The organism is Franconibacter sp. IITDAS19 (assembly GCF_023079515.1).
GTDB classification, from domain to species: domain Bacteria; phylum Pseudomonadota; class Gammaproteobacteria; order Enterobacterales; family Enterobacteriaceae; genus Franconibacter; species Franconibacter pulveris.
On sequence record NZ_JALJCP010000001.1, the window covers coordinates 44,521 to 69,571 of the forward strand.

Here is a 25,051-nt window from a genome sequence, read left to right on the forward strand (position 1 = left end):
CTCACTCACAAAGCCCGTAGCGAGACGAGCACACCGACGTATCAAGGCTCGCTTTCACCAGGTCATAAACCTTCCCGCCGCGGCCGGTTTTGGCCCACTCCACCACTTCATCAACGCCCGGTGAATTCAGGTTTCCTCGCGGACCATAAAACCCGGACCAGTCGATATGCTGTACATCTGGCTGTATCCCGTAGATCTGCACTTCGCGACCAAGTGGCAGGTCGAACTGCTTCATCCAGCGCTGGCTAACTTCACCGACGCTCATCCAGTGCACCCAGCGGGACGTCAGGCGGACTTTTAATTCCCATTCTTTATGCTTATGGATATGCTCTGGCCAGCGCGCCGCCGTCTCCGCGATTTCTTCCTTATTGCACAGCACGCAGTTCATGCAGCCAACGCGCGCTGCACCCTGGGTATAAAGCGGATTAGGTTTAATGCCGAAATGTTTGTGCAGAGCAAATACGTCAGTGGCTGCCCACTGGTGAATAGGCAGAAAGTTATAGAGAAATTCCGGATCGCGATTGTCTGTTGAAAATCTCTGGTATCCGGATCGCTTGGACGATTCATCCGCCCGAACGCCGGACCACTGCACGACAACATCACCTTCATCGAGCATCGGTTTCATCGCGGATTCGAAAGCTATCTGGATTTTGAGCTCGTCAGTGCAAAACCTGTCGCGCAACATTGGAAACTTTCCATGCAGAAGGGCACAGTCCAGAAAGCTGTTACCGCTCGGATGCATTACTGACAGAGCAGCTTCCAGAGCCGTTTCAAATTCAATGCCCCACCTCTCAGCAGTGCGAAGCCATGCCTGACCAAACTTAGTATCTGAACGGGCAAGCGAAGGCATAACAATGCCTCGGTACGCACCCATGCGGATGACCTGTCGCTTCGGCCAGTTCTTTTTCAGGTATTCACGGCGGCGCAAAAAGTCCGCCTCGGTGTAGGTTTTCTTCACCACCTGCACCGGCGCGCAGCCGATTTGTTCGTGGATGGTTTTGCCATACGCGATCGTGAGTTCATGTTCATTATCTGTGTCAGCCATGACACCCCGTACTCGGTCTCCGTAAAGAGCATACGCCACCGCCAGAGTAACCGTGGAGTCTTTACCGCCTGAATAATTGACCACGATTTTGTGGTCGTCAGGGATGCGAAACTCAGTAAGATAGTGCTGATATGCAGTTTCGATTTCGCGTATCTTTTGGCTAATGTCGGTTGGGACAATAATCATTGCTGCTTCAGTCATACTTCCTCCCGGCCTTTGTTAATTGCCGCTTTTTGTAATGTGATTTTCATAAGCGACGCTCCGGATCGAATTGCGGCCAGTTGTTCCGCTCGAAGTTAGCTTTAAGCCGACGCTCTCCGACTTCTTCCACGGTACGCCCGGTTATCTCCGCCACTTGCTCATTGTTGTGGCGCCAGAGAAGCGCCAGTTCTTCTGATGTCCACTGAGTGCTCATTCGCTCCTCCAGTGTCCGTAACGCCCCCTAAACGAGCGCGCGCGGATATCGGTGTATTCAGGTTTAACAGGGCCGACAACAAGCCATCGCGGATAGAACGAAGCCGCCAGATTGCGGTGATTCAATCTGCTGTCTGCCAGTGCGTCAGCCTGTCGGGTCATGCGAGCTTCCTTGCTCTCTGTTTCGTACTGCTTTCCAAGCGTCTCTTGCAGGTGAGATTTGATGCGCTCCAGCACCTCTTCACGGGTGCCGGGCGAGGAAAAAGGGCGCAGAGAACCCGCCCCGGGGAGAGGTGATTCCATCGGCAACTCCATAGCTATCTAACTTTGAGGCTAAGATTCAGGCGCTTAGCCATCTGGCGAGTGGCTTCATATGAACGGTTTAGAATGCGAGCTATCAGCTTAGGCTTTGTTCTCCCTGCAAGCTTTTTAAGTAACTGGACATCCATTTCCAGCCAGTCGCGGCCAACCGTAACCTGATTACCGCGTCGGCTGCGATATTGCATCATGCGGCCCCTCCAGCCTTCTCCAGCTCAGACTTGCGAAGGTCGTAAACCTCTTTGGCTTTGGCCTGATGCTCAGAGCCGCGTAGCGTTCGCCATGCCTCTTCAAACATTGGCTTCAGAGATTCCATTGACTGTGCCGACGAGGCATCTGCAACAAATTGCTTGAGAGCCTCTTCACGCGGGTCTGCGCCAGATTCCAGCCAGTTCAACAGCTGCTTGCCGGTTTGCTCGCTGAGCACTACAGGATCGGAATTACTAAAGAGTTTTGTCCTGTCCTTGCTGGCGATCGCATGATGCGTTTCGTGTCCGATATCCAGAACTGTGGTGAATTCGTACTCGACACCGTCACGTTGCTCTGACTTCATGCCAAGCTTGGCGACCTTCTTACGGCCGTTCTCTTCTACCTGGGCCGTCTCCGTCTTGCTGCGCATGGTTGCGATGATATGCATTGAGGAACGGAGGATAGCGTCAAGGAATGACCTGTGCCGCGGGTTGATTTCACTCCATGCTGACCAACTGTTCCCTCGGTACTTTGTTTTAGCTATGGTGTCTACCAGCTCCAGACAACCACCAACGCCGCCCCACTCATGAGTGATGCTGTCGATGATGAGGCTGTCATAACCCGCCTGTTCGGCAGCATTAATTGCCTCAATAAATCGCTCGGGAGTGAAGGGCGGATCCAGCTCTAACACATCGAACTCTGCGACATCAGAGTAGAGCGATGCGCTACCCTTTTCCGTGTCGATTACCGCTATGCGTCCGCCAATTCCTTTGGCTACCAAAAGGGCACTGTATGTTTTCCCTGAACCGCTTGGCCCGGTAAGTGCCAACCGTAGTCTGGCTTTCTTCCTCATGGCTTTTTCGAATTTCATGGCTATCTCTCTTAGTTAAAGTTACCGGCGAATTCATCCCAGCTAACGACCGGGTTTCGCCGTTCTGCATCCAAATTTACTGGCTGCTCTTTTCTCTCTTCGGAATCGGCGATGACATCCTTCATCAGCCGGACAAACGCATCGTCATCCCATTGTTCTAATGCGCTCATGCTGCGTTCTCCTGCGCTACAGTGACGATGTAACCCTGCTCAGCCAGCCATTCAGCCACAACGTGCTGGTCAAGCTGTGAGAGGACTTCCCGAGTGTCGTTTGTGCCGTCGAGAACAACATCCTCAGCGACAATTGTTTGCCTTCCTGCGTGCGAACTTGAGCGCATAGCAGCATATGTAGTGGTGAATTTGAGTTGCATTGAACCCTCCTTCAGATAAAAGGATTACCGGCTCTTGATAGCAGCCAGACTGTTAAAAGAGTGGGGGATTACATGTCGAACGGGACGCGGATGTATTTCCGCTTTTTTAGCGGGAAGAAAAGATAACCGTAAAAACAGTCTTCACAAGGATATGAGCTATGCTGCTCAACAAGAACGTATGGCATCCCGTGAATCGTGTCCTCTTGCTTCTCTAGCCCTGACTCATTTTTCATTTCGATGATTTCAGGGAACCCAAGAGTGCAGTCGTCGTAATACTCTCTGACTCGCTTAATAAACTGAACAAGCTCCATCTCACTCTCCTCAGTAACAAACGGGCACAGAGTCACGTTTATGCCACGGCATCCCGATAGCGCTTTTGATTTGCTCGTGCGCCTGCATCCACATAGCTCCATCACCCAGGAAGCGAGCGATGGCGGCTTTACTCTGCGCTGCACGAAGCAGGCTTTGATTAATTTGCATCTTTCAACTCCAGTACATGCGCCAGACCTGCAAGCAGCATCTGGTCACGATTACGGGTTTCTTTGTTGCGAGGGTTTCCGACCTCTACAAGCTGCCAGTGCAGACCGTCCGCCATGCGCGTTACGGTGTACTGCTTTCCGTTGTGGGTGACGGTCATGAGGCCTCCATGCCAATTTCCTCGGCAATAATCTGAAGTTTCTCAACTGATACGCCTTTTCCGTTACCTACAGGCTTTTCCATCCAGTCGAGCGAGATTAGGCGGCCATCGTCGATAACACCGATATTGAAGTCATCACAGCCGGCAACTTCAAAGCCGTGAGAAATTGCTGTTTCCCGCTTATCAAATTTTTCCAAATCTGAGGAATAACCGATGCCGAAACCGTGGTCGTTTGACCAGGCATGCTGCTGGATAACGATAAATGCTTGCATACATATCTCCCCGCTTATCGCCGCGGCGCGGAACGTTGAACATTTACTCGCGTGTCTGTTGCCAAAAAAGAAGCCCACCCGGAGATGAGCTTTTGTTTGGGCAAAAAGAAACCCGCCGGAGCGGGTCTATTCTTTTGGTGGCTCAGGGAGAGGCATCCAGTGGCTAACTCCTCTCCAGATGCCGTTATGATTTTCAAAGCGTGGATTCCTGCCTCTTTCACTCTTTGCTATGCGATTTTGTTTATAAACGCACTGACTGACAAAGTGGCCATTCCAGGCGATTACTTTTTGATTTAGTTCAGGCATCCTTTCGCTGCACTTTACCCACTCCATCTTCTTTCCCCTCTCTCTGTATAAGAAACCCGACCGGCTATCTCGCAGCCAATAAAAAAGGCCGCCATCAGGCAGCCTTCAGTGAGTATTCCCGAGCCTGTCGACGATTCTTCCAGGCAGGTTGCAGGTAGCAAGTGCGGAGGCTCAGGTGTTCGCGGTACTTCGCAGCCTGTTCACGGTAATCAGCTACGTCCTCGCGACACTCAGAAGCGTAAAACGCGTAATTGCTCTTCTGTAGCTCTGTCATGCTTAACCTCAAACAAGTGGAATTGATTTGCCTTTCATCTTCTGGCGCCCAGAGCAGGTGATTCCGCGCTCACCGGGCTTGCTGTACCAGGTGCGATGATTTTTGCGCTCAATCGCATTTGCTCGCGTTTCCAGCTGCTCGCGGTACTCAGCCAGCGCCGTAAGGTCAATCGGGTTGAGAGCGCTTTCTACGCGTGATTTCGGCTTGCGGCTCAGCGAGAGAACAGGGCGGTTATCAGGTTTAGCGCTCACCCCAACTAACAGGGGATTTGCAGCTTTCCATTCAGCCTGTTTCTCAGCGCGGCGCTCGCGGCGGCGGTCTTGTGCGTTCATGGTCATTCTCCTGTCAGTTAGCTTTGGTACAGGCGCCGGAACCTGTTTCAATTTCCGGATTTCAAGTTGCTTCATAGTCCGGCCCGAGTGATTTAGGCCTTAGCTCCACAACACGCCTGTCCAAAGCTTGCTGCTTTGAATGTTTGCGCTTTCTCAGCGCCAGATTTTTAAGAGCTTCACCGTCCTGGTGAATAGTGCGTCCTGCCGATGAGTAGATAATCACATATTGTGTTTTACTCGTCAACACGATTTGTGATTGTTTTTATCACAATGCGTGTTTTATTTGATTTATAAGGAGATTTATTTTCGCGAAGGCAATAAAAAACCCGCCGAAGCGGGTTTGGTGGGATATATGCAGGTTATATCAGGGTAATTTCATCATCATCTGAACAGCTACGCCGATGATTTTGCAGTTCCCGTTAATGGGGATCAGCGGATAAGCCGGGTTTAGTCCTTTCAGGTATTTGTTGCCACCATCAATGACCAGCTTCTTAAAGGTGGCTTCATTGGCGTCAGTAATTTTGGCGATCACAAGACTGCCGTTAGCTGGTTCTTTACCGGTATCGAAGAGCACAAGCATTCCTTCAGGTACGCTAAGACCAGTGGGTGCAGTCATTGAATCACCCTGCACACGAAGCCAGAAGCCTTCACCAAGAATATGGCAATCCGACTCATACCATTCATCGACTTGTTGGAGATTATACGGCTCACAGGCCTCACTCCATTCTCCTGCGCTAACCCAGCTAATCAATGGAAACTTATCCCCTGGCTTGTATGGTCCCTGGTAATCGTCGCCGAACAGAAGTTCTGCCGGGCTGACACCTAACGCCTTAGCAATTACCTCGGCATCATCAACACTAACGCTTCTTGAACCTGATTCATAGTTTCCAATACGAGACTGTGAAGCCCAGCCGCAAAGCTCCGCCAGAGCCTTCTGTGAAAGACCCCTGCCTTCTCGTAAGCGCTTAATTCGCGCGGCAATCGATTCTGTTCTGTTCATGCGCACTTTATAACACGCTCCGTGTTGAAAGGCTTTACACGATTCGTGTTGACAGATAATCACAAATCGTGTTGAATAAGATGTGAGTGAACGAGCTGTAAGGAAAACCATGAACAACATCGCCACTGAACGGAAAAAACTTGGCATCACTCAATCTGCGCTGGCTGGCGCGTGTGGCTGGAACCAGTCGCGTTTAGCCAACTATGAGTCCGGCATCCGGGCGCCAGATTTAGAGTCGTGCCGACGCCTTGTCGAGGCGTTTAACGAATTAGGGAGCAAGACGGACCTAGACGCCTTGTTCCCGCGGAAAAGAACCGCAGCATAAGAACAACCTGCTCTTACACATCTCTCGCTGAAAAAGCGAATTCAATCAAAACCTAACAGGCTTTGTGCATCACGCACAAGGCACAACCATTTTTTAACTAACCAATCACAAAGGAATTATCACAAATGCATGACGCAAATAGTCGCAAACGTAATGCGCTGAAGATTGAAAGCGCACTGCTTAACAAAATCGCTCTATTGGGCGTGGAAAAAGTCTCGGCAGCAGTAGGTGTCGATAAGGCTCAGATCAGCCGGTGGAAAAGAGACTGGATTCCGAAGATGTCGATGCTTCTCGCGGTACTGGAGTGGGGAGTGGTAGACGACGATATGGCAAGGCTTGCTGAGCAGGTAGCCATGATTCTGACAAAAGAAAAGCCCCAAGAGAGCGGTAACTCTTTTAGGGCCTAATCACTGTGTTACGCCAACAACGCAACAGGAGAGATTATGCCACTGATTAAGCTAGAAAGGAAATATTACCCGCAAGTTTGCGAAGCTTATAAGGCGGGGAATACGCACATTGAAGTGGCGGAAATGTTTGGCATCTCCCGCGAGAGGGTCAGGCAGATCTTGGAAGAAAATGGATTGAACCGGAAAGATGGCGGCGTCAAGAAGAAAGCCGCCAAAAGGGAAGAGCAACGCCGAAAGGATTTCTTCAAAAAATATGGCTGCACCAGAGAGCAATTTAACTCTGTATGCGGCCATTACTCCGAAAAATCTAAATCTCCTTACTACGCATTCCTTATGCAAAAAAGGAATGCCAAAGAGCGCAACGTTGAGTGGCGTCTCCTGTTCTGGGATTGGTGGAACATATGGACTGAATCAGGGAAATGGCTTTCCAGAGGTCGAGATAGTGGATGCTTTTGCATGTGCAGGGTTGGGGATTCAGGAGCCTATGAGACTGGAAATGTCTACATAAGCACCGTTAATCACAACACATCGCTTGGTAAGACCCTGGCTGCCGAAAGGAAGGTTAAAAGAACCTTTGTTTACAGCCTAATAAAACGAGCGGGCGGCCCATTGAAAGTATCTCAAAAAATAGGGATTAACCCTGCCTACATATCCCAACTCGCCAATAGAAACATCATACCAACCAGATGGTTCTCCGATGGAAAGGTATCTCTCATATCCAGTTTGACTGGCGGGAAGATAACACCTGAAGAAATACAGAAAAGAACAGGAGCGACTAAAAATGCCTAAAGCCAAGCGTTTTTACCAGGACGAAATACACAAGAACGTGATTCGCGGTCGCTTTCTCCGCTCAGTCAGTCAGGTCACAGGCGAGAAGCTGCGTGACCTGCTGAACCAACATAAAGCCAAAAAGGAGGCTGACCGTGAATAACATTACCAATCTGGCCGCCGCCCGGGAGGCAAGGCGGCCTTATCAGCCGCAAGATTCAGGCGGTAAGGGGTATGCCTTGCTGCATCGCAAAATCAAGGACCTGCCTTTTTACAGAACGGATTCTGAAGCTGTTCATCTGTGGGTCCATATCATCCTGTCAGCCAACCATGCCCCCGCTGTTGTCACCACGGAGTTTGGTGAAACGCTGGTCAAGCGTGGCGAGTTCATTACCGGCAGAAACACCCTTGCTGCTGAGACAGGTATCGGTAGCGATCGGATTAAATATTTGCTCAATAAGTTCGAAAAGCTGAGCATGATTACCCGGGCAGCTAACAAAAAATTCACCGTCATTTCTGTTCAGAAATATGACGATTATCAGCAAAATCTAGTGCCAACAGATTGCCAACAAAGTGCCAACGCAAACCAGCCAGTATCAAGGCCTGCGGAGGAGGTTGTGCCAACAGATTGCCAACAAAGTGCCACAAACAAAGAAGTAATTAATAACTTATTACCTAAAGGTAATAAGTATGTCGCAAATGACCAATCCGGAAGCCCTCAAAAACCCGTCGAGCAGAAGCCAAAACTTTCCTGCGAAGAAGTCTGGCAATGCCTGAAAGACGAATTGCCAGAAGCCAGAGGATGGAGATGTCTCACTGATGAGCGTCGTAACCTCATCCGCAGCTTCTGGGGTAAGGCGAACAAAATCGCCCGCAATCTGGATGGCAAGCCTCTCGACATGGAAGGGTTCAGGGGATACCTGAAATACATCAGCGAAAACTGCCGCTGGATGCTGGAAGACAGACCCGACCAGAAGACAGGCAGAACGTGGCGCCGCATGAAGTTCGACAGCTTCCTTAACTCGAAGCTTTACATCGAAGTACGTGAAGGTGATCGCGATGACCGATGACATCAAAACCCCGCCATGTAACTACGAAGCTGAGCAGGCCGTTCTTGGTTCGGTGATGCTTGACCCTCAAAGCGACAGCGTGCAAAGAGCTTTATCACTGCTAAGCCCGGAAATGTTCTACAACCGGCAGCACGGACGCATATTCGAATCACTGCAAAGCCTTAACGCGAAGGGCAAAGCGATGGACCTGCTTACCCTGTCAGACGCCCTTGAGGTTAAAGGCGACCTTGAGAACGTCGGCGGATTCGCTTACCTGGCTGAAATCTCAAAGAACACGCCCAGCGCTGCAAACGTCCTGCACTACGCAAACGTCGTCAAAGACAAGTCCACTGAACGCATGGCAATCGCCCAGGCTACGCAGATGCTTGAGGTGCTTTACTCGCGCTCCGGGATGACTACGGCACAGAAGCTGGAAGCCGTTCAGTCGCTGGCGATGAAGGTCGACGAGAAGGCGAAAACCGGGAACCACCGTGGCCTGATGACGTTCCGCGATGCGTTCAAAAAATGGACTTATCAGGTGGGCGACCGTCTGGAAGGAAACACAGCGTCGATAGGCCTGACGTCGGGCATTCAGGGGCTGGACGAGATGCTGGAGCCAAAGCGAATTGTACGCGGATCCCTTTTCGTTGTAGGCGCTCGTCCGAAGATGGGGAAAACGACCGTCTACCAGAAAATGGCTATCCACTGCGCACTGGTAGAAAACCTGCCAACCCTCGCTTTCAGCCTGGAAATGCCAACCGAGCAACTTGTCGAGCGAATCATCTCTCAGCACTCCCGGGTTAAATCGGATGTGTTTTACCAGAACGGATACAACGAGAACCAGTTCGCTCAGGCGCTGGCGAAGGGGACAGAGCTGGCTGACACCAACAACCTCTACATCGACGACACGCCGGGACTTTCTCTGGGCCACATCGTTGCTGAGTCCCGGCGCATCAAGCGTGAACGCGGGGAGGTGGGGATGGTCCTTGTCGACTACCTGACGCTTATGACCGCCGAGAAAGCGGATACGGAAGCGCAGGCGTATGGAATCATCACTAAAGGCCTCAAGGTACTGGCGAAGGAACTGAACTGCGTTGTGGTGCTTCTCACGCAGCTTAACCGCGGCTCTGAGACTCGCGCCAATAAAAGGCCTGTTCCAAGCGACTCCCGTTCTACCGGACAAATTGAGCAGGATTGCGACTACTGGCTTGGCATCTATCGCGAGTCAGAAGACGACGAGTCCGTCAGCTCATCCGAAACAGAACTCATCCTGCGACTTAACCGTCACGGCGGCACAGGCGTTATCTACGCTGAACAGCGTAACGGCATCCTCTACGACATCGACCAGGCTCAGGCGCGTGACCGCATTGCTGAGCGTGAGCGCAAACCGAACAAGAAAGGCGGCTTCTGATGAAAGAGCTACGCAATACCCGCGAAATCATCAACGAGTGTTATCCCGAATTCCCCGAAACCATCCTCAATGCCGAACTCTGTCGAGCCATGGCCCGTATTGAAGGCCGCAGCATAAAGCAGGCGCTTAAAGCATACGCTCAGGCCCGCATCCCAAAGGTCGAGAGTAAGCCGCTAAAAGGCGCACTGGAGCAGATGGCTGTCAGCCTGTTCCCTGAGACCGAAATCAACCGTATCCGTGCATGCGTGGGCAGGATGGAGTCTGCGCTGGCTAAAACTTTTGGAGTGAAACGAGCGTGAGAGAGCAAATCACTAACTACCTGCAGAAGTGCGAGTCTGCAGGCGTGAAGGAAATCAGCCAGGTCATTGAGCACGGCATCTACGAAACCCGCCGTGAGCTAAATCGCATGGCTGCCGACGGTCTGCTCATCTGCAGCAAGCGTCGAAACGAAGGCTTTTACGGACTCACTGACACCTTCATAAAAGGCAAAGACCGCATCATTGCCTTTCTCAAAGAAAACCCGAACTCAAGCGCAAAAGAAATCGCTGCCGGCGCGAAGGTAGAGCCGGAATATGCCTGTGCCGTTCTCGTTGATTTGCACAAAGCAGGCCGGGTTACTCGTACATCAAAGCCTGTAACGAAGGTCTGGATTTATACGCATGCAGAGCCGACTCCATTCGGTTGCGGCAACCCCATGACGGTCATGTTTAACAGCCTGCTCCGGCAAGCAAGGGAGGTGAGGGCATGAGCAGGAAGATAGCGTTAATGACGGCCGCAATCATGATGGCCCACGTTCCAATGCATATCCGCACATGGAACGTATCAGAGATGTCGAGCTTTATGCATCCCACTGGATACCCTACCGGTGGAAGAAATACCGGAAAAGCAGCAGAGCGCCGTGAAGCCAAACGTCGTCGGAGAGCACGCAAATGAATGAGAAGGATAACAGCATGAGCACAGTAACAGTAAAAACGGCAGTTGAGCGCTACGACTTTGAAGATTACGGCACACTGGAAGAAAGCGGGCGCTATGTAAAGTTTGAAGACTACGCAGCACTCGCAGCACAGCGCGTCGCACTGGCGGCTGAGAATGCTGTTAGAAGCGAGTTTATCGCTCACTGTTTCCGCGTCGCTGCTGATGGCGGAACGCTCGACGGCGGGGATATTCAGGAGCTTGGCGAACGCCTTGCCCTTTTTGGGCGGGAAACGTACCAGCCAATCCTTCACGGCTACATCTGCGGGCATGAGGCCGGAGAAGATACGGTCTACGTGATGAAGAAAAATCCCGCAACAGACGCTTTCCTGCGAGAAGTAAGAGCGCAGGCTCGAAGCGAGGGCATTAACTATGCAGCCAGCCGCCTTGCCGCTGCATTCGATCACGGCTTCGTTGATAAGCCTGTTAAAGAGGTCGCCGATGTGGTCCGTATGATTCTGACGGCCAAAGATGAGTTAGCTAACGACCCACTGCCAGCCCCTGACGCCTTGTCAGGTGAATATGCAGAGCAGGCACTGGAAGAGTGGGCAACAGAGCTGCGTCAAGGCGGTGCGCAGAGCACAACAGACGAAATTCCGTTACCGGTAGAGCGCGAGCTGATGATGGCGCTGCGTAAAGGCGGTGCCGCATGACCGACATAGCAAAACTGAAAGCTGCGGCTGAGAAGGCAAAAGATAATTTCATTCCTAACTTTATGGTCTCAACGCGTGATGTGCTGGAGTTGATAGCTCAAACTGACGCGCTGGTCGCCGCTCACATCAACTTGAAGCTTCTAGCTGACGTGTATCGCCAGGCGTATGAAGAAGCGCGGGCGCGCATCGCTGAGCTGGAGGCGCGAACCGTAACGGTGGAATTGCCACGCGGCTACGCAGGGCCTTACGGCGCTCTGGTATACGACGCCGACGCTGTAGAAGCGGCGCTGGAATTGGCGGGCATCAACCTTGAAAAAGGGGGGTGAAGCGTGAGAGAAATAAGTGAATTCAGAGGTCCAGCAGCATTTCGGGTAGACCCTGGCGAAGGACCGTCGTGGCTGACGTTTCGTTGTGAGGAGGATTTGCGGGAAAGCGGGGTAATCACAGAAGGCGATAAGGTCGTTGCGCTTAGCGAACCGATGGCGCTGCGGGAGCGGGCGGAGCCTGTGGCGTGGACTGACGAGCAAGAGCTGCGGGACGTTGCTGAGCACGGCTGCGGTTATCTGTTTACTGTTAACCCGATCACTCCGCACGCCGACCCGCGGCGCGTCATTAAACTGTACGCCGAGCCGCCCGCGCCGGTTGTGCCTGATATCGAAGAGCTTGAAAAGGTTCTGGCATGGGTGGGGGATCTCCCTGTTCCTACTCATGGCGCAACGTTAAATTACAGCCGCCTACAAAAAGTTATAGACGGCTGCCGCGCCGCCATCGCAGCAGCGCCAGATTTTCGGGAAATATCAAATTCGTCAACCAACAATTTTCGGGAAAATGCGGAAACGTCAACCAGTGGCTGGATTAAGTGCAGCGAGCGGATGCCAGCGCATAAAACCGCTGTGCTTGTCGGGTGCTGGTTCGGTCGTGAATGGGCATCTAAGTGGGGAATCTACATCCCTGGTCATCCCGTCGCGCGCGACGGGTGGATAATTCCAGGCGCGTCGTGGAAGCCGACCCACTGGCAGCCGCTACCAGCAGCGCCGGGTAAGGAGGGGTGATGGCAATGGAATATTGGCCTGAACTCCTTCCGCCGCCAATCAAAAAACAAGGCTCTTTGGAGCCTTTTTCTTTTACTCCATTCGAAGCGAGTAGGTTATAATTAAAGGGTCAGAGCCTGAACAACTCTGGCAATGGCCCGAACAGCCAAAAACTCGCGTGTCATAGATGAGATAAGGTCTATGACACAAAACAACGCTAAATATCCTCTGTCACCGATGCCTCACAGCACCGGCGATTCTCTGCATTCTGCGCTACCTCTCTGGGGTGGCGCATGAAGACTCAATACTGCCTCGTTAACGACAATGTGAAGCGCAACGCTATCGCATTCATTCAGAGCATCGAGTCCAATCCTCGCGCTCCGATTGTTATCGATATTCGCGAAGAAACGCGTACCGACCGACAAAACAGGCTCCTCTGGCCATTACTCAATGACCTGTCAAAACAGGTCACATGGTACGGCGAAAAACTTTCCGACACCGAATGGAAAGACCTCATAACTGTATTCGTTGAGATGAGCAACGGCACGCAACAAAAGTCGGCTCCTGCAATTGAGGGTGGCGGGCGTGTCTATTTCGGCGTGCGCACTTCCAAATCAAGCCGCAAGTACATGATTGACGTCATCGAGGCCATTTACTGGTTCGGCACTCAGCAGGGCGTCAAATTCAGCGAAAGCTCAAAGCATCGTATCGAATGGGCTCAGCGGGGTGGCAAGTATGAATAGCCCACTCGCCAGAGTTATCAACAACCACATTTTCAGGGTTCACAAGCCTAAGCGCCGGCAGGCGGAACTCTCACCATCCCAAATCCCAACACTAAAGGGCTACACCGCGCATCTCGTTGATGTGAAGTGGCTGCGCCTGTCTGCAAGGAAGAATCATGGTTAAAGGAATTATGCTCTGCCTGGCCATTTATGCCGCATACAAGATGGGTTGGTGTGCTGCTCATAGCATGATTGCGGAAGAGTGCCGCAGGAATGGCGGTTTCTTCGTCGGAAAATCCACCTTCAAGTGCACGGAGGTGAAGAAGGATGACTAAACCACATCGCCGCAAGTGCAAGGTATGCAATGAATGGTTCATACCCGCTTACGCCAATATCCGTTGGTGCTGCCCTGAGCACGGTGCCATATACGCTCTCGAACTCCGCGCAAAGGAGAAGGTGAAAGCTGAGGCTAAGCGCATCAAGGCGCAGCATGAGGCGGAGAAAGAAGGCCGCAAACGTCGCAGGGCCGGAATCGCAGAGTTACGTACTACAGGTTACTACAAGGCGCAGGCTCAGCAGGCGTTCAATGCGTTCATTCGGGCCAGGGATGCCGGTCTGCCATGCATCAGCTGCGGAGTGACCAACCCTCCAGATCTGCATGGCGGTCAATGGGACTGTGGGCACTTCAAAACAGTCGGCGCTAATCCTGAGTTGCGCTTTGAAGAGCGTAACGCCCATAAGCAATGCAAATCATGTAATGCAGGTGCAGGGAAATACACCGCAAAAGAATCGACGGTAGCTCAGAAATACGAGGCGGGCTTAGTCGCTCGTTATGGGCAGGAGTACGTCGATTGGCTCAATGGCCCCCACGAAATGACCAACTACCGCCGCGAAGACTTCATCCGCATCCGCGACGAATACCGCGCAAAACTCAAAATGCTTAAACAGCAGGAGGCAGCATGAACTACCACGACTACATCACTATCGGCTTTTTGCTGCTCCCGGCGGCTCTCCTGTTCAGCGAATGGCTTCACCTGCGAGGTAAGCGCAAATGAGCATTCATAAATCATTCGAGTGGTATATGCGCCTGTGGCATGGCGACAGATACGACCTTACGCGAGATACGGATGGCATGTATGCGCGTGAAGTAGTGAAGCGCATGTTTGAGGTTTGGTGTTATTGCCGGGGCGTTAAGCCATGACCAGAGACCAGATAGAGCGCTACGAGCGTGAAAGCGTATTGCGCGCCATGGGTCAGCATCGCGGCCCCGGAGACGACACGGCACAGAAACTCATCGGCAACAGTGAGCGCCGCAAGTCAAAGAGAAAGCAGAACGCAGGAGAGACGGTATGAGCACAACAGCAGACCTTATCGCAGCAGACCTCAAGGAAAGCAGCGTACGCGGCAAAAGATACCGTCAGTCATCTTCGCTAAGCCAGCACGAAAAATACGAGCACAGGCCTAAGCCGCGACCATACCGCAGAGATAGGGTTCTCCGCAAGTTGATGAATATCAATATGCAGGCGGCAGTAAAGTTGGCTCGCAAAGAATCAACCGATGAGATTAAAGGGGCGTAGCATGAAGAGCGAAGCATTATCTCAACTGGCACTGGTTATGCGTAAGTCAGATTTAAAGAAGCGCTACCTCAAGCCGGTTCAGTTAATAACACCACTGCAATCGGCATGGGTTCGCTGCCTTCTTGATGTGTGGGGCGGTAAGTACGGAGGCAGTGTTGGGCCGGATACAGCAAAATCATCCGTGATAGGACACCTGATGATTCGTCAGAACTGGAGTGATAAAGACTCTGAACGAATCTTTAAGGTGGTCATGGACCTGCATAAGCAAGGCTACAGCGGAAACGAACTGTTCACGAAGGCTCAGCAAATCATTCTGCTTAACGACAAGGTAGGCTCTCTTCTGGAACGCGCCAACGAACAGGAAGATGCCGACTTAGTAGAGCAGGTGATGTGCAAGCTTTTCACAGCAGACAATCCGATCCGCGCTGTAGCCATTAAACATTACTGCGAACGCAAGTGCGCGCAACATATCGCGGCTGAATTATCGAAGATGACGGGAATGGATATCGAAAACGCCAAAACTCGCATTCGATGGTGCAGGCAATTATTGGAGGCATCTGTATTTCACGCTATCAGGCAAGAAATTGACGCTATCCGTCACGATATTGCAGCCTAAATGCAAAAACATGCAAAAATAATTTGCAAACGTCACCTGAAACCATTACATTTCAGGTATGCTCAGGAGCAAAAGCGAACAGAGCAGGTTGATGGGTAAAGTGAGGCGGCAACCATCAACGATCCCGCCTAGTTGGTCTAGCTTCGTGTTTGCGAAACGACTCCAACCGTACCGGCTGAGAGGTCGGTGCCAATTCAAACCACTGGTTAACTCCGGTGGTTTCTTTGTCTCTGAAATCCATATGGATTAAGTGAATATGAAAACTGGATTCGGTGAAGGTTAATTAGCAACGTAAACAGCAAAACACGGCGTCATCGTGACGGCGTTATCTTGCATGAGGTGGAAGAGTAGCGCTCCTTCCCGTCAGCTCCACGAAACGGAGCTCATAACAGGTAAGAGCATTAGGCAGACGGCAATCCTTATTCCCCGATTAGCAGATGCTAAAGGTTGATTTGGAATTGTGGCGACGCTCGTCAGTGCTCTTTCCGTTGTGGTGAGTGCCCAGGCTGATGGGCAGTAAGCGAATGCCGGAAGCAGAACCGGCTTAACAAATGCGTACGGTGGTCATCGCCCACTAGACATGCCGGATTTCAGCGCCGGCCACCACAACAATATTCGGCTCACAAAACCACGATATTTGAGCCAAATCCCTGAGCTAATCGGCTCACCAAAGCAAATCGAAAAAGCACACTGATTAGCCCGCCATTACAGCGGGCTTTTTGTTTACGGCAGCTATTTCTTAATGCTCTCAGCAAGCATGTTAAGAGCCTTAGTGACTACAGCAGCCTGTGATTCACCGGTCTCCTCAGCAAGCCGTTCGAGTAGCGCGATAGTGTCAACGTGGAGCTTAATACCTTTAACCTTCACGCCGCGTTTATCGTCACTGCGTTTCTGAATGTCTGATGTTGACTGTGCCATGTTGCAACCTTATATTTTGAGTTGTGGGTTGGAGGGGATTTCTCCCCTCCGCCTGACTGTCTTAGTAAGCCGGCAAGCTAATCACTAAGAGAACAATCAGGATGATGATTAACTTCATCATAACCCTTCCTCATGTTGGCCTCTGCTTCGGTAGGGGCCTTCCCGTTTCAGCGTCTTGCTGATGAAATAAATTATAGGTTAACCTATATCATCAGGCAAGCATTATTTTGCTGAAATCATAAAATAATCAAATTATTAGGCTCGCTTCGGCGGGCCTTTTTTGTTTCGCGCCTGAGATATTCCCTCTCTCTTCCCTATGGCGCTTTTTTACACAGCAGGCCGGAGCCAGCGCTATGGCGTTAGAGATATTAACTAAGGAGTTCTTTGTCGGTGTGGCTGCAGCTATACCGGCGGCGCTAGGTGGTTGGGCCGCCTTCGGAAGGATGCGCAGCACCAACAAGGCGCTTAACGCCGCTGACTCACAGTCTGTAGCAATGATGGATCGCCTTGTGAAAGAAAACGAAGGCCACAAAGAAACCATCAAAGAGAAAGAAGAGGAGATACGACAGAAGGACGCTCAGATTCGTGAGTACTTTGAATCCTCTGTTAAGTCTCAGGCCCGCCTGGAAGCTCTGGAGAGTTCTATGGCCTATCTCCGGGAGCAAAACACCATGCTCACTAATCAGGTGCGCGAGATGACACTGGAAATCAGCCACCTTCGCTCATCATTACGGAGCTAATGATATGACCGGGACCGCTAATCACATTCCCGAACCAGATATGACCCGTGAAGAGCGAATACGAAACTGGATAGGCGTGCTGATTATCATCACCTCATATCTTGGTGTTTTCGCAGGTGGGGTCGCATCCGGTTACTTCTATTTCCGATCGGAAACACTGCCCCGCACGGAGCAGCGCGACAAAACAGTTAACGAAATAAAGCAGAAACTCGACACTCTTCCCGAACAAACCGCAAAAGAACTTAAAGCCACTGAGAAAGGTGATCTGAAATGACTAATGTGGACGCAGTCAATAAGGCCATCGAAGCAACCATTGGCAAAGAGGGCGGTTACTCCAACAACCCTAACGACACCGGCGGCGCCACAATGTGGGGCATCACCGAGAAGGTTGCTCGCGCTCATGGCTACGCGGGTGAAATGCGTAATCTCCCCCGCGCTAAAGCGGTAGAGATTTACGAGGCGGATTACTGGTATGGGCCTCGATTTGACCAGGTTGCCTCGTTATCGGAAAGCATCGCAACAGAGTGCTTTGATACCGGTGTGAACATGGGGCCATCCGTTGCATCGAAATTCCTGCAACGCTGGCTAACGGCAATGAACAACCAGGGCAAGCTTTATCCTGACCTTGCAGCTGACGGCATGATTGGCCCGCGCACCATCGCGGCGCTGAAGAGCTACCTGTCTGTGCGTGGGAAGAAGGGAGAGGCGGTTCTGTTGAAAGGCCTGAACTGTAGTCAGGGAGCCCGGTATCTTGAGCTTGCAGAATCACGACCGGCAAACGAAGAGTTTCTTTATGGCTGGATGGAGCGTGTGCAATGACTTTGATTATATGGCTGGCAATCATAGCAGCGATTGCTATCACGTTTATCCTGCTGCAGCGCTACACGAAACTTGAGTTTGTGGCGCATGCAAAGCTCCTGTTTAAAGCCTGGTCGGTCTGGCTGGCATCAATCGGGGCAACGTTAAGCGTGTTTCTGATGAGTGCCCCGGACACGCTGCTAAGCGCCTGGTCGGCGATGCCTGAAGAGATAAAGAGCTTAATCCCTCCATCATGGCTGGCTTACATCGGGCCGGGGCTGGTAATGCTTGGCGTTATCTCTCAATTTATTCGCCAGCGTAAGTTACTGGACGAGAAGCGCCAGATGGAGCGACGGCTATGATGGACTTCTTCACCTCATTCGGCGGAGTAACCATAGTTGGCTCCATCATCGGCATTATCGTTGCGTACTTCACCGGCAGATCAAAAGGGAAGGCTAAAGCCGAGAAAGAGTCATCTGAGCAACAAACGAAACAGATCCTCGACGACATCAGGAAAGAAGCAGAAGTGCGTCAGCAATCCGCAAGTGAGGCAAAGAATGTTCAGGAAACCGTTACTCGCATGCCTGATAGCGATGTCCGTGACAAGCTGCGCGGGAAATGGCGCGTACCAGCCGACAAAGATAATTGATACCGGTTGCGACTGGACCTCTTACATCTACCTCTCTGACAAAGACATCGACACCATCTCCGAACCGGCGGCCCGCCAGATACTGACGCATAACGAAACCCGACAGTCACGCTGCGAAAAGGAAACCAAATGAGCATCTACACGCTCTGGAACATTGCCGCAGCGTTCGGGCTTGGCGTTCTGTTCTGGAATCTTCGCACGCAGCACAGAGAGCGGGAGCACCTGAAAGAGATTCAGCGCCTCAATGAAGAGCATCTTCGCTCTATCAGCAGGATGCGTGATGACCACCTGAGCAGCCTGAATAAAGCGATGGACGACATCAAAAGCATCATGGGCAAGAAGTAGCCATTACAAAGCTCATCCATGGGTGGGCTTGATAATGGTTAAAGGAGAATGTCATGGCAACTAAAGAAATCAACCTCACCGCTGAATGGGTGCAGATAACCGATGGCACACAGACGGTCCAGATTCAGGTGATGGGTGGCACAATGTGGCTTCGTGATTCTCCCACCAAGCCATCTGCTAACGCTAAAGGTCATTCCGTTTCGTCACCTGGCTGGATAGGCGTGACACCACCTCAGCAAATGTGGGCTCGCTCTACTGGTGGCACCACTTCAATCATGGTTACGTGAGGTGAGCTATGCCGCTATATCCACAAAACGGATTCAGTCCCGTCGAGAGAGTCACGACAGATCGCGTCACCACCACTGAGCTAAAAATAGGTAAGGTTGTCACTAACCAGCCAGACCAGGGTGCCGGCGCGTCGATAACCGGAGAGGCGCCGAAGCAGGAGCTCAACCTTGCAATACCGAAGGGCGTCGATGGCGTATCTCCTGAGCCAAATACGATATCAATCGGAAATGTAACAACCAGCAATCCTGGAACGCAGGCAAGCGCAAGCATCACCGGAAAAGCACCATCTCAGACCCTCAACCTCACAATACCTCGCGGCGTTACCGGAGAAACAGGACCGCAGGGTCCAGCAGGCCCGCAAGGCGCCTCCGGCGCTCAGGGGCCGAAAGGTGACAAAGGAGATAAAGGTGATCAGGGGCTCCCAGGAGATCAGGGATTGCCTGGCGAAAAGGGTGAGAAAGGCGATACAGGCTCGATGGGCGCTCAGGGTATTCAAGGCCCCAAGGGAGATGCGGGCGTTCAGGGTCCTAAAGGTGATACCGGATTAACTGGTCCAGCAGGCCCTACAGGCCTAAAAGGGGATACAGGTGCGCAAGGCCCGCAAGGGCTAAAAGGTGAAACCGGGGCAGCCGGTCCATCGGGGCCAAAGGGGGATACCGGTCCACAGGGCGCACAAGGGTTGAAGGGTGATACGGGTCTTCAGGGATTGCAGGGACCAAAAGGCGACAAGGGGGACACAGGAGCAACCGGTCCTACTGGAGCTACTGGACCTCAAGGGCCAAGAGGCACATCGCTTTACTCTGAGCAGGTAACTGTAACCGTTGTTACGGCGGGCCAGAAAGTGGCTGTGAAGTTTTCTAACACTTACACCACTCCGCCGGTAGTTGACGGGATAACGTCGTGGAACGGCAATCAAATGGTTTCCGGGTTTGCTTCTGAAATCACCACAACAGGTTGCAACGTGACGGTAATGCAGTCACGAGCGACTCTTTTACTATCATCGGGGCCATTCGAAGCGGCTGGCGCCGGGGTTACATGCAGGCTTTTAGTTGTTGGCTCATAACCACAGGAGACAATCATGTCACTCAAGCGAAAAGAACTGCCGCGTTATAAAGGCAAAGAGAACCAGGTGCTGGCGCTGAAGATTAAAGAAGTTCGTCAGGCCGTGGATGGCACCGGAGTTATTGTGCCAGAGGATGAATTTTATCCGGAGTTTGAAGTATCCGGTGAATACATGAGCAAGAACCAGCCGAAGAAAGGCGGCTACTACGTTGAGTCAATCGACGGTCAGCCGTTCTACATGGAAGCTGGCGATTTCTCCAAGCAGTACTCACTGATGAAGTGAGCATTACAGAGCATCTTAACGGGTGCTCGATAATGACAAAGGAGACCACCATGGCCGACGAAAACCTGCAATCATCGCTGACACCTCAGCAAAAGCTTCGCCTCGATATTCTCACGCTTGTGCAATATGACACTGCCGCTGCGCAAGAGGCTATCAGCGAAATCGGTGATGACCCGCTGAAGGTAGAATTATTCAAGCGTCAGTACGCGCTTTCACAAAGCGAGCCTACTGCCGTATCACGCACAACCAAAGCGCTACAGGGCATGAAAGAAGCTCTGTCGCTGTTTCAGTAAGAGAGAAGCACATGGCGACTGAAAAGAAAGTCGGTCGCCCCACGGCCTACAAAGAAGAGTATGCCGAGCAAGCGAGGAAACTTTGCTTGTTGGGGCATACCGATGCGGAAATGGCTGAGTTCTTTGAGGTTAGCGAGCAAACAATCAATGCCTGGAAGCATGCTCATCCCGATTTTCTTGAGTCCATAAAAAAGGGCAAGGAGTTTGCTGACGCCGATGTAGTGAGCAATCTCTTTAACAGGGCGATGGGCTACACAGCGAAAGAGAAACGTGAAGAGCGGACTGCTGAAGGCTTCAAAGAAATTGACGCTGAGAAGCATATCCCCGGCGATGTCACCGCAATGATTTTCTGGTTGAAGAACCGTCAGAAATCAAGGTGGCGCGATAAGCAGGAAATTGAGCATTCTGGCGTAGTAGGCTTGGTTGAGCGCATCCAGGAGGCAAGGAAACGAGCAAGAGGTGAGTGATGTCAGAATTCGAGGCAATGCTTGCCGAGGATATGGGTAGGTTCTTCTATGACCCGCTCGGATTTGTCCTTTATGCGTTTGAATGGGGATTGGGAGAGCTAGAAGGATTTGACGGCCCTGATGACTGGCAGAAAGAGTTTCTGACAGATTGGGGTGACGCAATCAGGACGAACAACTTTGACGGCGTCAAGCCAGTTGAAGCCTATCGCTGCGCTACCAGCTCCGGTCACGGTATCGGCAAAAGTGCCCTAACTGCATGGGTCATTCTGTACATCCTCAGCACCCGGCCATTTTGCAAAGGCGTCGTAACAGCCAACACCTCTGAACAGCTACGCACCAAAACATGGGGTGAGCTTGGGAAGTGGAAGAAGCGGTGTATCACCGGCCACTGGTTCGAGTACAACAACGGCAAAGGCAACATGAACATCTACCATGTGGATCACATGGAGTCATGGCGCTGTGACGGCCAGACGTGTCGCGAAGAAAACAGCGAGTCATTTGCTGGCCTGCATGCTGCTAACTCAAGCCCGTTCTACATCTTCGATGAAGCCTCTGCGGTCCCGGACAAAATTTGGGAAGTAGCAGAGGGCGGTCTTACTGACGGCGAGCCTTTCTGGTTCGCATTCGGAAACCCGACGCGTAACACTGGGCGCTTCCGTGAGTGCTTCCGCAAGTTCAGACATCGCTGGCGTCGACGTCAAATTGACAGCCGCCTGGCAAAGATGACCAACAAAGAACTCATCGAAGAGTGGCGCAAGGATTACGGCGAAGACAGCGACTTTTTCAAGGTGCGTGTTCGCGGGCTATTCCCTTCGGCATCAGAAGTACAGTTCATACCTCAGGCGTATGTCGACGATGCTATGTCTCGCACCCTTGAGCCTGGCTCTTACACGTTTGCATCCAAAATAATCGGCGTTGACCCTGCTTACACCGGCACTGACGAGGCTTCAATTTATCTACGTCAGGGTCTTCATGCACGCCTGCTAGGCGCCTACCCGAAAACAGATGACGACGTTAAGTTCGCGCAAATCGTGGCTGGTTTTGAGGATGAACACAAGGCAGATGCAGTCTTCATAGACTTCGGCTATGGGACCGGAATCCACTCAATCGGTCGCTCATGGGGCAGGAAATGGCAGTTGGTGAACTTCGGTGGTGAATCCAAAGACCCCGGCATGCTGAACAAACGCGGTGAGATGTGGAACTCAATGAAGTCCTGGCTCAAAGAGGGCGGCAGCATCGATGACCAGCAGACAGCAGACGAAATCGTCGCCCCCGAGTACAGAGTTAAGCTTGATGGGCGCATCGTACTTGAGGCCAAGGAGGACATGAAGCGCCGCGGCGTTCCATCACCAAACCGCGCCGATGCATTAGCCCTGACGTTTGCTTTCCCGGTAGTCAAAAACAAACCAACTAAGCCATTACCGGCTCCAATTCGCCCAATTCCCCGAGGTAGATAATGGCCGAAGATACCAACGACAAATTGCAGACCATTCTCCGGAAGTTCGACCGGGACTGGACTGCAAGCGACGAGGCCAGAACCGAGGCAACAAACGACCTGTTCTTCAGTCGGGTTAGCCAGTGGGATGACTGGTTATCAGATTACACAACACTTCAGTATCGCGGGCAGTTCGATGTCGTCCGCCCGGTAGTGCGTAAGCTTGTCGCAGAAATGCGCAAGAACCCCATTGATGTGCTGTATAAACCAAAGGACGGCGCTTCACCTGACGCTGCCGATATCCTTATGGGCATGTACCGTACTGACATGCAGCACAACACAGCGAAAATATCCGTTAACGTCGCAGTACGTGAGCAGATAGAAGCTGGCGTCGGTGCTTGGCGCCTGGTGACAGAATACGAAGACCAGAACCCGACGAGCAACAATCAGGTTATCCGCCGCCTGCCGATTCATGAAGCGTGCTCTCATGTCGTATGGGACAGCAACGCAAAGCAACTCGACAAGAGCGACGCAAAACACTGCACCGTTATCTCTGCGATGAGTAAGGACGGCTGGGATGCGTTTGCTGAAGAGTATGGTCTTGATAAAGACGATTGCCCGACCTTTCAGTCTCCATCCTCAAACTGGATATTCCCATGGACCACTAACGAAGTGTTCTATGTCGGGGAATATTACGAGGTAGAGGAAAAGAAAGAGACGGTATACATCTATCAGGACCCGCTTACCGGCGAGCCCGTCAGCTACTACAAAGACGATATCAAAGACGTTATCGATGAACTGGCTGACCGTGGGATGGTAAAGATTGGCGAGCGCAAAGTGAAGCGCCGCCGGGTCTATAAGACACTTCTCACACAGACGGAAATCCTCAAAGACCGCGAGCGAATTGCTGGGGAGCATATCCCGATTGTTCCGGTCTTTGGTGAATGGTCATTTGCTGGCGACAAGGAGGTTTATGAAGGGGTGGTAAGGCTCACCAAGGACGGCCAGCGCCTGCGCAACATGATAATGAGCTTTAATGCAGATATCGTTGCCCGCACGCCTAAGAAGAAGCCGTTCTTCCACCCTGAGCAAATCGCCGGTTACGAGCATATGTATAACGGGAATGATGATTATCCCTACTACCTGCTCAACAAGACTGACGAGAATGGAGGGGACCTTCCTCCACAGCCAGTGGCCTACATGGAGAACCCTGAGGTTCCTCAGGCCAACGCATACATGCTTGAGGCTGCCACCAGCTCAGTAAATCAGGTGGCAACAGTCGGCGTGGACCCGGAAGAGGTAAATGGCAGCCAGGTGTCTTTCGATACCGTTAACCAGCTAAACATGCGCGCCGACCTTGAGACGTATGTTTTTCAGGATAACCTCGCTACAGCCATGCGCCGTGATGGTGAAATTTACGCATCAATGGTGAATGACATCTATGACGTTCCTCGGAATGTGACAGTCACTCTTGAGGATGGCAGCGAGAAGCAGGTTCAGCTTTACACTCAGATGGTTGACCTTCAGACGGGTAATTCCGTAACGCTCAATGATATTCGCGGGCGCTACGAGTGTTACACAGACGTTGGCCCGTCATTCCAGAGCATGAAAGACCAGAGTAGGGCGCAGATAGGTGAACTTCTCAACGCTCCTGGTCTTATTCAGGCCAACCCGGACATCTGGAATATCTTATTGCTTCAATTCCTTCAGTTGCTTGATGGTAAGGGCATAGACATTACTCGTGACTATGCAAACAAGCAGCTTATTGTGCGCGGACTCAAGAAGCCTGAAACCCCTGAAGAGCAGCAGTGGCTTATTGAAGCTCAGCAGCAACAGCAGCAGCCGAATCCTGATCAACTTGTGGCGCAGGGGCAGTATATGGCTGGCCAGGCCGAGCTTATCAAAGCTCAGAACGAAGATAAGAAAATCGCAGTTGAAGCGGCCAAGGTGGAAGCTCAAAGCCAACTGGCAGCAGCCAAGATTGCCGAAATTCTTAGTGGCGTTGACCTCGATAAGCAGAAGGAATTGCGTCAGGCCCTTGAATCCATCGCCAAATTCCAGCAACAGCGCAGCGACGATGCTCGTGCTAATGCTGAGTTACTCCTTAAAAGCAACGACCAGCGCCACAAACAAGGCATGGACGTAGCTAACATCCTGCAATCGCAGAGAGCAAATTACCCCTCCGGCGGCGTAGCCGAGATACCTCAATAAGAG

44 protein-coding genes and 1 pseudogene are annotated in these 25,051 nt (G+C 51.8%); 31 read left to right on the forward strand and 14 right to left on the reverse strand.

The window, feature by feature from the left end:
• Position 1: 1 nt before the first annotated feature.
• From MT962_RS00250 to MT962_RS00310, 13 genes are all read right to left on the reverse strand, one after another.
• Positions 2-1,246 carry a phosphoadenosine phosphosulfate reductase family protein gene (locus MT962_RS00250; RefSeq protein ID WP_247364032.1) on the reverse strand — a complete coding sequence of 415 codons (1,245 nt, stop codon included), beginning with the start codon at positions 1,244-1,246 and terminating at the stop codon, positions 2-4.
• A gap of 46 nt (positions 1,247-1,292) precedes the next feature.
• A complete protein-coding gene (locus MT962_RS00255) occupies positions 1,293-1,460 on the reverse strand; it encodes a hypothetical protein (RefSeq protein ID WP_247364033.1) in 168 nt (55 codons plus the stop codon).
• Entirely contained in the window at positions 1,457-1,762 is a 306-nt protein-coding gene (locus MT962_RS00260) for a hypothetical protein (protein WP_247364034.1), read from the reverse strand. The genes MT962_RS00255 and MT962_RS00260 overlap by 4 nt, the downstream gene beginning before the upstream one ends.
• Positions 1,763-1,964: 202 nt before the next feature.
• Complete coding sequence (locus tag MT962_RS00265; protein WP_247364035.1) at positions 1,965-2,837, reverse strand: ATP-binding protein; 873 nt, start codon at positions 2,835-2,837, stop codon at positions 1,965-1,967.
• Positions 2,838-2,848: 11 nt separating this feature from the next.
• Positions 2,849-3,007, reverse strand: a complete 159-nt coding sequence (locus MT962_RS00270) for a hypothetical protein (protein WP_247364036.1) — start codon at positions 3,005-3,007, stop codon at positions 2,849-2,851.
• Positions 3,004-3,207, reverse strand: coding sequence for a hypothetical protein (locus tag MT962_RS00275; RefSeq protein WP_247364037.1), 204 nt, complete (start codon positions 3,205-3,207; stop codon positions 3,004-3,006). The genes MT962_RS00270 and MT962_RS00275 overlap by 4 nt, the downstream gene beginning before the upstream one ends.
• Before the next feature lie 68 nt (positions 3,208-3,275).
• A complete protein-coding gene (locus MT962_RS00280; protein ID WP_247364039.1) occupies positions 3,276-3,518 on the reverse strand; it encodes a hypothetical protein in 243 nt (80 codons plus the stop codon).
• A 10-nt stretch (positions 3,519-3,528) separates the two neighbouring features.
• Entirely contained in the window at positions 3,529-3,687 is a 159-nt protein-coding gene (locus MT962_RS00285) for a host cell division inhibitory peptide Kil (RefSeq protein ID WP_247364041.1), read from the reverse strand.
• On the reverse strand, positions 3,677-3,844 hold the full coding sequence (locus MT962_RS00290) for a hypothetical protein (RefSeq protein ID WP_247364042.1): 168 nt from the start codon (positions 3,842-3,844) through the stop codon (positions 3,677-3,679). Before MT962_RS00290 ends, MT962_RS00285 begins: the two co-directional genes overlap by 11 nt.
• Complete coding sequence (locus MT962_RS00295; protein WP_247364043.1) at positions 3,841-4,116, reverse strand: antitoxin; 276 nt, start codon at positions 4,114-4,116, stop codon at positions 3,841-3,843. The genes MT962_RS00290 and MT962_RS00295 overlap by 4 nt, the downstream gene beginning before the upstream one ends.
• Before the next feature lie 126 nt (positions 4,117-4,242).
• Positions 4,243-4,449 carry a DUF551 domain-containing protein gene (locus MT962_RS00300; RefSeq protein WP_281732597.1) on the reverse strand — a complete coding sequence of 69 codons (207 nt, stop codon included), beginning with the start codon at positions 4,447-4,449 and terminating at the stop codon, positions 4,243-4,245.
• A 255-nt stretch (positions 4,450-4,704) separates the two neighbouring features.
• A complete protein-coding gene (locus tag MT962_RS00305; RefSeq protein WP_247365047.1) occupies positions 4,705-5,028 on the reverse strand; it encodes an antitermination protein N in 324 nt (107 codons plus the stop codon).
• Positions 5,029-5,392: 364 nt separating this feature from the next.
• A complete protein-coding gene (locus MT962_RS00310) occupies positions 5,393-6,028 on the reverse strand; it encodes a LexA family transcriptional regulator (RefSeq protein WP_247364044.1) in 636 nt (211 codons plus the stop codon).
• 109 nt (positions 6,029-6,137) lie between these two features.
• Here MT962_RS00310 and MT962_RS00315 point away from each other — a divergent pair, with 109 nt between their 5' ends.
• The 18 genes from MT962_RS00315 (at position 6,138) to MT962_RS00400 (ending at position 15,559) form a co-directional block, all read left to right on the forward strand.
• On the forward strand, positions 6,138-6,353 hold the full coding sequence (locus tag MT962_RS00315; RefSeq protein ID WP_247364045.1) for a helix-turn-helix transcriptional regulator: 216 nt from the start codon (positions 6,138-6,140) through the stop codon (positions 6,351-6,353).
• A 125-nt stretch (positions 6,354-6,478) separates the two neighbouring features.
• A complete protein-coding gene (locus MT962_RS00320; protein ID WP_247364046.1) occupies positions 6,479-6,760 on the forward strand; it encodes a lambda phage CII family protein in 282 nt (93 codons plus the stop codon).
• A 36-nt stretch (positions 6,761-6,796) separates the two neighbouring features.
• Positions 6,797-7,549, forward strand: a complete 753-nt coding sequence (locus tag MT962_RS00325; RefSeq protein ID WP_247364047.1) for a sigma factor-like helix-turn-helix DNA-binding protein — start codon at positions 6,797-6,799, stop codon at positions 7,547-7,549.
• A complete protein-coding gene (locus MT962_RS00330) occupies positions 7,542-7,691 on the forward strand; it encodes a DUF2740 family protein (protein ID WP_247364048.1) in 150 nt (49 codons plus the stop codon). Before MT962_RS00325 ends, MT962_RS00330 begins: the two co-directional genes overlap by 8 nt.
• A complete protein-coding gene (locus MT962_RS00335; RefSeq protein ID WP_247364049.1) occupies positions 7,684-8,598 on the forward strand; it encodes a DNA replication protein in 915 nt (304 codons plus the stop codon). The genes MT962_RS00330 and MT962_RS00335 overlap by 8 nt, the downstream gene beginning before the upstream one ends.
• Entirely contained in the window at positions 8,588-9,988 is a 1,401-nt protein-coding gene (locus MT962_RS00340; RefSeq protein ID WP_247364050.1) for a DnaB-like helicase C-terminal domain-containing protein, read from the forward strand. Before MT962_RS00335 ends, MT962_RS00340 begins: the two co-directional genes overlap by 11 nt.
• Complete coding sequence (locus MT962_RS00345) at positions 9,988-10,287, forward strand: hypothetical protein (protein WP_247364051.1); 300 nt, start codon at positions 9,988-9,990, stop codon at positions 10,285-10,287. The genes MT962_RS00340 and MT962_RS00345 overlap by 1 nt, the downstream gene beginning before the upstream one ends.
• Positions 10,284-10,736 carry a hypothetical protein gene (locus MT962_RS00350; RefSeq protein WP_247364053.1) on the forward strand — a complete coding sequence of 151 codons (453 nt, stop codon included), beginning with the start codon at positions 10,284-10,286 and terminating at the stop codon, positions 10,734-10,736. The genes MT962_RS00345 and MT962_RS00350 overlap by 4 nt, the downstream gene beginning before the upstream one ends.
• A 202-nt stretch (positions 10,737-10,938) precedes the next feature.
• On the forward strand, positions 10,939-11,613 hold the full coding sequence (locus MT962_RS00355; protein WP_247364054.1) for a hypothetical protein: 675 nt from the start codon (positions 10,939-10,941) through the stop codon (positions 11,611-11,613).
• Complete coding sequence (locus MT962_RS00360) at positions 11,610-11,939, forward strand: hypothetical protein (RefSeq protein WP_247364056.1); 330 nt, start codon at positions 11,610-11,612, stop codon at positions 11,937-11,939. The genes MT962_RS00355 and MT962_RS00360 overlap by 4 nt, the downstream gene beginning before the upstream one ends.
• A gap of 180 nt (positions 11,940-12,119) precedes the next feature.
• A complete protein-coding gene (locus MT962_RS00365) occupies positions 12,120-12,665 on the forward strand; it encodes a DUF551 domain-containing protein (RefSeq protein WP_348773161.1) in 546 nt (181 codons plus the stop codon).
• Between the two features lie 272 nt (positions 12,666-12,937).
• On the forward strand, positions 12,938-13,387 hold the full coding sequence (locus MT962_RS00370) for a recombination protein NinB (RefSeq protein ID WP_247364057.1): 450 nt from the start codon (positions 12,938-12,940) through the stop codon (positions 13,385-13,387).
• Positions 13,380-13,550, forward strand: coding sequence for a NinE family protein (locus tag MT962_RS00375; RefSeq protein WP_247364058.1), 171 nt, complete (start codon positions 13,380-13,382; stop codon positions 13,548-13,550). Before MT962_RS00370 ends, MT962_RS00375 begins: the two co-directional genes overlap by 8 nt.
• Positions 13,543-13,701 carry a hypothetical protein gene (locus tag MT962_RS00380; protein WP_247364059.1) on the forward strand — a complete coding sequence of 53 codons (159 nt, stop codon included), beginning with the start codon at positions 13,543-13,545 and terminating at the stop codon, positions 13,699-13,701. Before MT962_RS00375 ends, MT962_RS00380 begins: the two co-directional genes overlap by 8 nt.
• Complete coding sequence (locus tag MT962_RS00385; protein WP_247364060.1) at positions 13,694-14,329, forward strand: recombination protein NinG; 636 nt, start codon at positions 13,694-13,696, stop codon at positions 14,327-14,329. The genes MT962_RS00380 and MT962_RS00385 overlap by 8 nt, the downstream gene beginning before the upstream one ends.
• A 94-nt stretch (positions 14,330-14,423) precedes the next feature.
• On the forward strand, positions 14,424-14,567 hold the full coding sequence (locus MT962_RS00390; protein ID WP_247365053.1) for a hypothetical protein: 144 nt from the start codon (positions 14,424-14,426) through the stop codon (positions 14,565-14,567).
• Positions 14,568-14,715: 148 nt separating this feature from the next.
• Positions 14,716-14,943, forward strand: a complete 228-nt coding sequence (locus tag MT962_RS00395; RefSeq protein WP_247364061.1) for a hypothetical protein — start codon at positions 14,716-14,718, stop codon at positions 14,941-14,943.
• 1 nt (position 14,944) lies between these two features.
• Entirely contained in the window at positions 14,945-15,559 is a 615-nt protein-coding gene (locus MT962_RS00400) for a hypothetical protein (RefSeq protein ID WP_247364062.1), read from the forward strand.
• A gap of 732 nt (positions 15,560-16,291) precedes the next feature.
• Here the strand turns inward: MT962_RS00400 and MT962_RS00405 are convergent.
• Positions 16,292-16,477 carry a hypothetical protein gene (locus MT962_RS00405; protein WP_247364065.1) on the reverse strand — a complete coding sequence of 62 codons (186 nt, stop codon included), beginning with the start codon at positions 16,475-16,477 and terminating at the stop codon, positions 16,292-16,294.
• Positions 16,478-16,830: 353 nt separating this feature from the next.
• On the opposite strand from MT962_RS00405, the gene MT962_RS00410 reads away from it, so the two are divergent.
• The 13 genes and pseudogenes from MT962_RS00410 (at position 16,831) to MT962_RS00470 (ending at position 25,048) form a co-directional block, all read left to right on the forward strand.
• Complete coding sequence (locus MT962_RS00410; protein WP_247364067.1) at positions 16,831-17,217, forward strand: hypothetical protein; 387 nt, start codon at positions 16,831-16,833, stop codon at positions 17,215-17,217.
• A gap of 4 nt (positions 17,218-17,221) precedes the next feature.
• Positions 17,222-17,491: a hypothetical protein gene (locus MT962_RS00415; RefSeq protein ID WP_247364069.1), complete on the forward strand. Its 270-nt coding sequence runs from the start codon at positions 17,222-17,224 to the stop codon at positions 17,489-17,491.
• Positions 17,488-18,036, forward strand: coding sequence for a glycosyl hydrolase 108 family protein (locus tag MT962_RS00420; RefSeq protein WP_247364072.1), 549 nt, complete (start codon positions 17,488-17,490; stop codon positions 18,034-18,036). Before MT962_RS00415 ends, MT962_RS00420 begins: the two co-directional genes overlap by 4 nt.
• The gene (locus tag MT962_RS00425) at positions 18,033-18,377 is read left to right on the forward strand and encodes a hypothetical protein (RefSeq protein ID WP_247364073.1); all 345 of its coding nucleotides are present in this window, start codon (positions 18,033-18,035) and stop codon (positions 18,375-18,377) included. Before MT962_RS00420 ends, MT962_RS00425 begins: the two co-directional genes overlap by 4 nt.
• The gene (locus MT962_RS00430) at positions 18,374-18,664 is read left to right on the forward strand and encodes a hypothetical protein (RefSeq protein ID WP_247364075.1); all 291 of its coding nucleotides are present in this window, start codon (positions 18,374-18,376) and stop codon (positions 18,662-18,664) included. Before MT962_RS00425 ends, MT962_RS00430 begins: the two co-directional genes overlap by 4 nt.
• A 129-nt stretch (positions 18,665-18,793) precedes the next feature.
• Positions 18,794-19,009 (forward strand): hypothetical protein, encoded by a 216-nt coding sequence (locus tag MT962_RS00435; RefSeq protein ID WP_247364077.1) that lies wholly within the window; start codon positions 18,794-18,796, stop codon positions 19,007-19,009.
• 53 nt (positions 19,010-19,062) lie between these two features.
• On the forward strand, positions 19,063-19,296 hold the full coding sequence (locus tag MT962_RS00440; protein WP_247364078.1) for a hypothetical protein: 234 nt from the start codon (positions 19,063-19,065) through the stop codon (positions 19,294-19,296).
• Between the two features lie 326 nt (positions 19,297-19,622).
• A pseudogene (locus MT962_RS00445) lies at positions 19,623-20,090 on the forward strand (phage tail protein); the annotation flags it as partial.
• 285 nt (positions 20,091-20,375) lie between these two features.
• Positions 20,376-20,642, forward strand: coding sequence for a hypothetical protein (locus tag MT962_RS00450; RefSeq protein WP_247364079.1), 267 nt, complete (start codon positions 20,376-20,378; stop codon positions 20,640-20,642).
• Between the two features lie 50 nt (positions 20,643-20,692).
• The gene (locus tag MT962_RS00455; RefSeq protein WP_247364080.1) at positions 20,693-20,935 is read left to right on the forward strand and encodes a DUF2560 family protein; all 243 of its coding nucleotides are present in this window, start codon (positions 20,693-20,695) and stop codon (positions 20,933-20,935) included.
• A gap of 11 nt (positions 20,936-20,946) precedes the next feature.
• Positions 20,947-21,402, forward strand: coding sequence for a terminase (locus MT962_RS00460; protein WP_247364081.1), 456 nt, complete (start codon positions 20,947-20,949; stop codon positions 21,400-21,402).
• Entirely contained in the window at positions 21,402-22,859 is a 1,458-nt protein-coding gene (locus MT962_RS00465; RefSeq protein WP_247364082.1) for a terminase, read from the forward strand. The genes MT962_RS00460 and MT962_RS00465 overlap by 1 nt, the downstream gene beginning before the upstream one ends.
• Entirely contained in the window at positions 22,859-25,048 is a 2,190-nt protein-coding gene (locus tag MT962_RS00470; RefSeq protein ID WP_247364084.1) for a portal protein, read from the forward strand. Before MT962_RS00465 ends, MT962_RS00470 begins: the two co-directional genes overlap by 1 nt.
• The last annotated feature ends 3 nt before the right edge of the window (positions 25,049-25,051 follow it).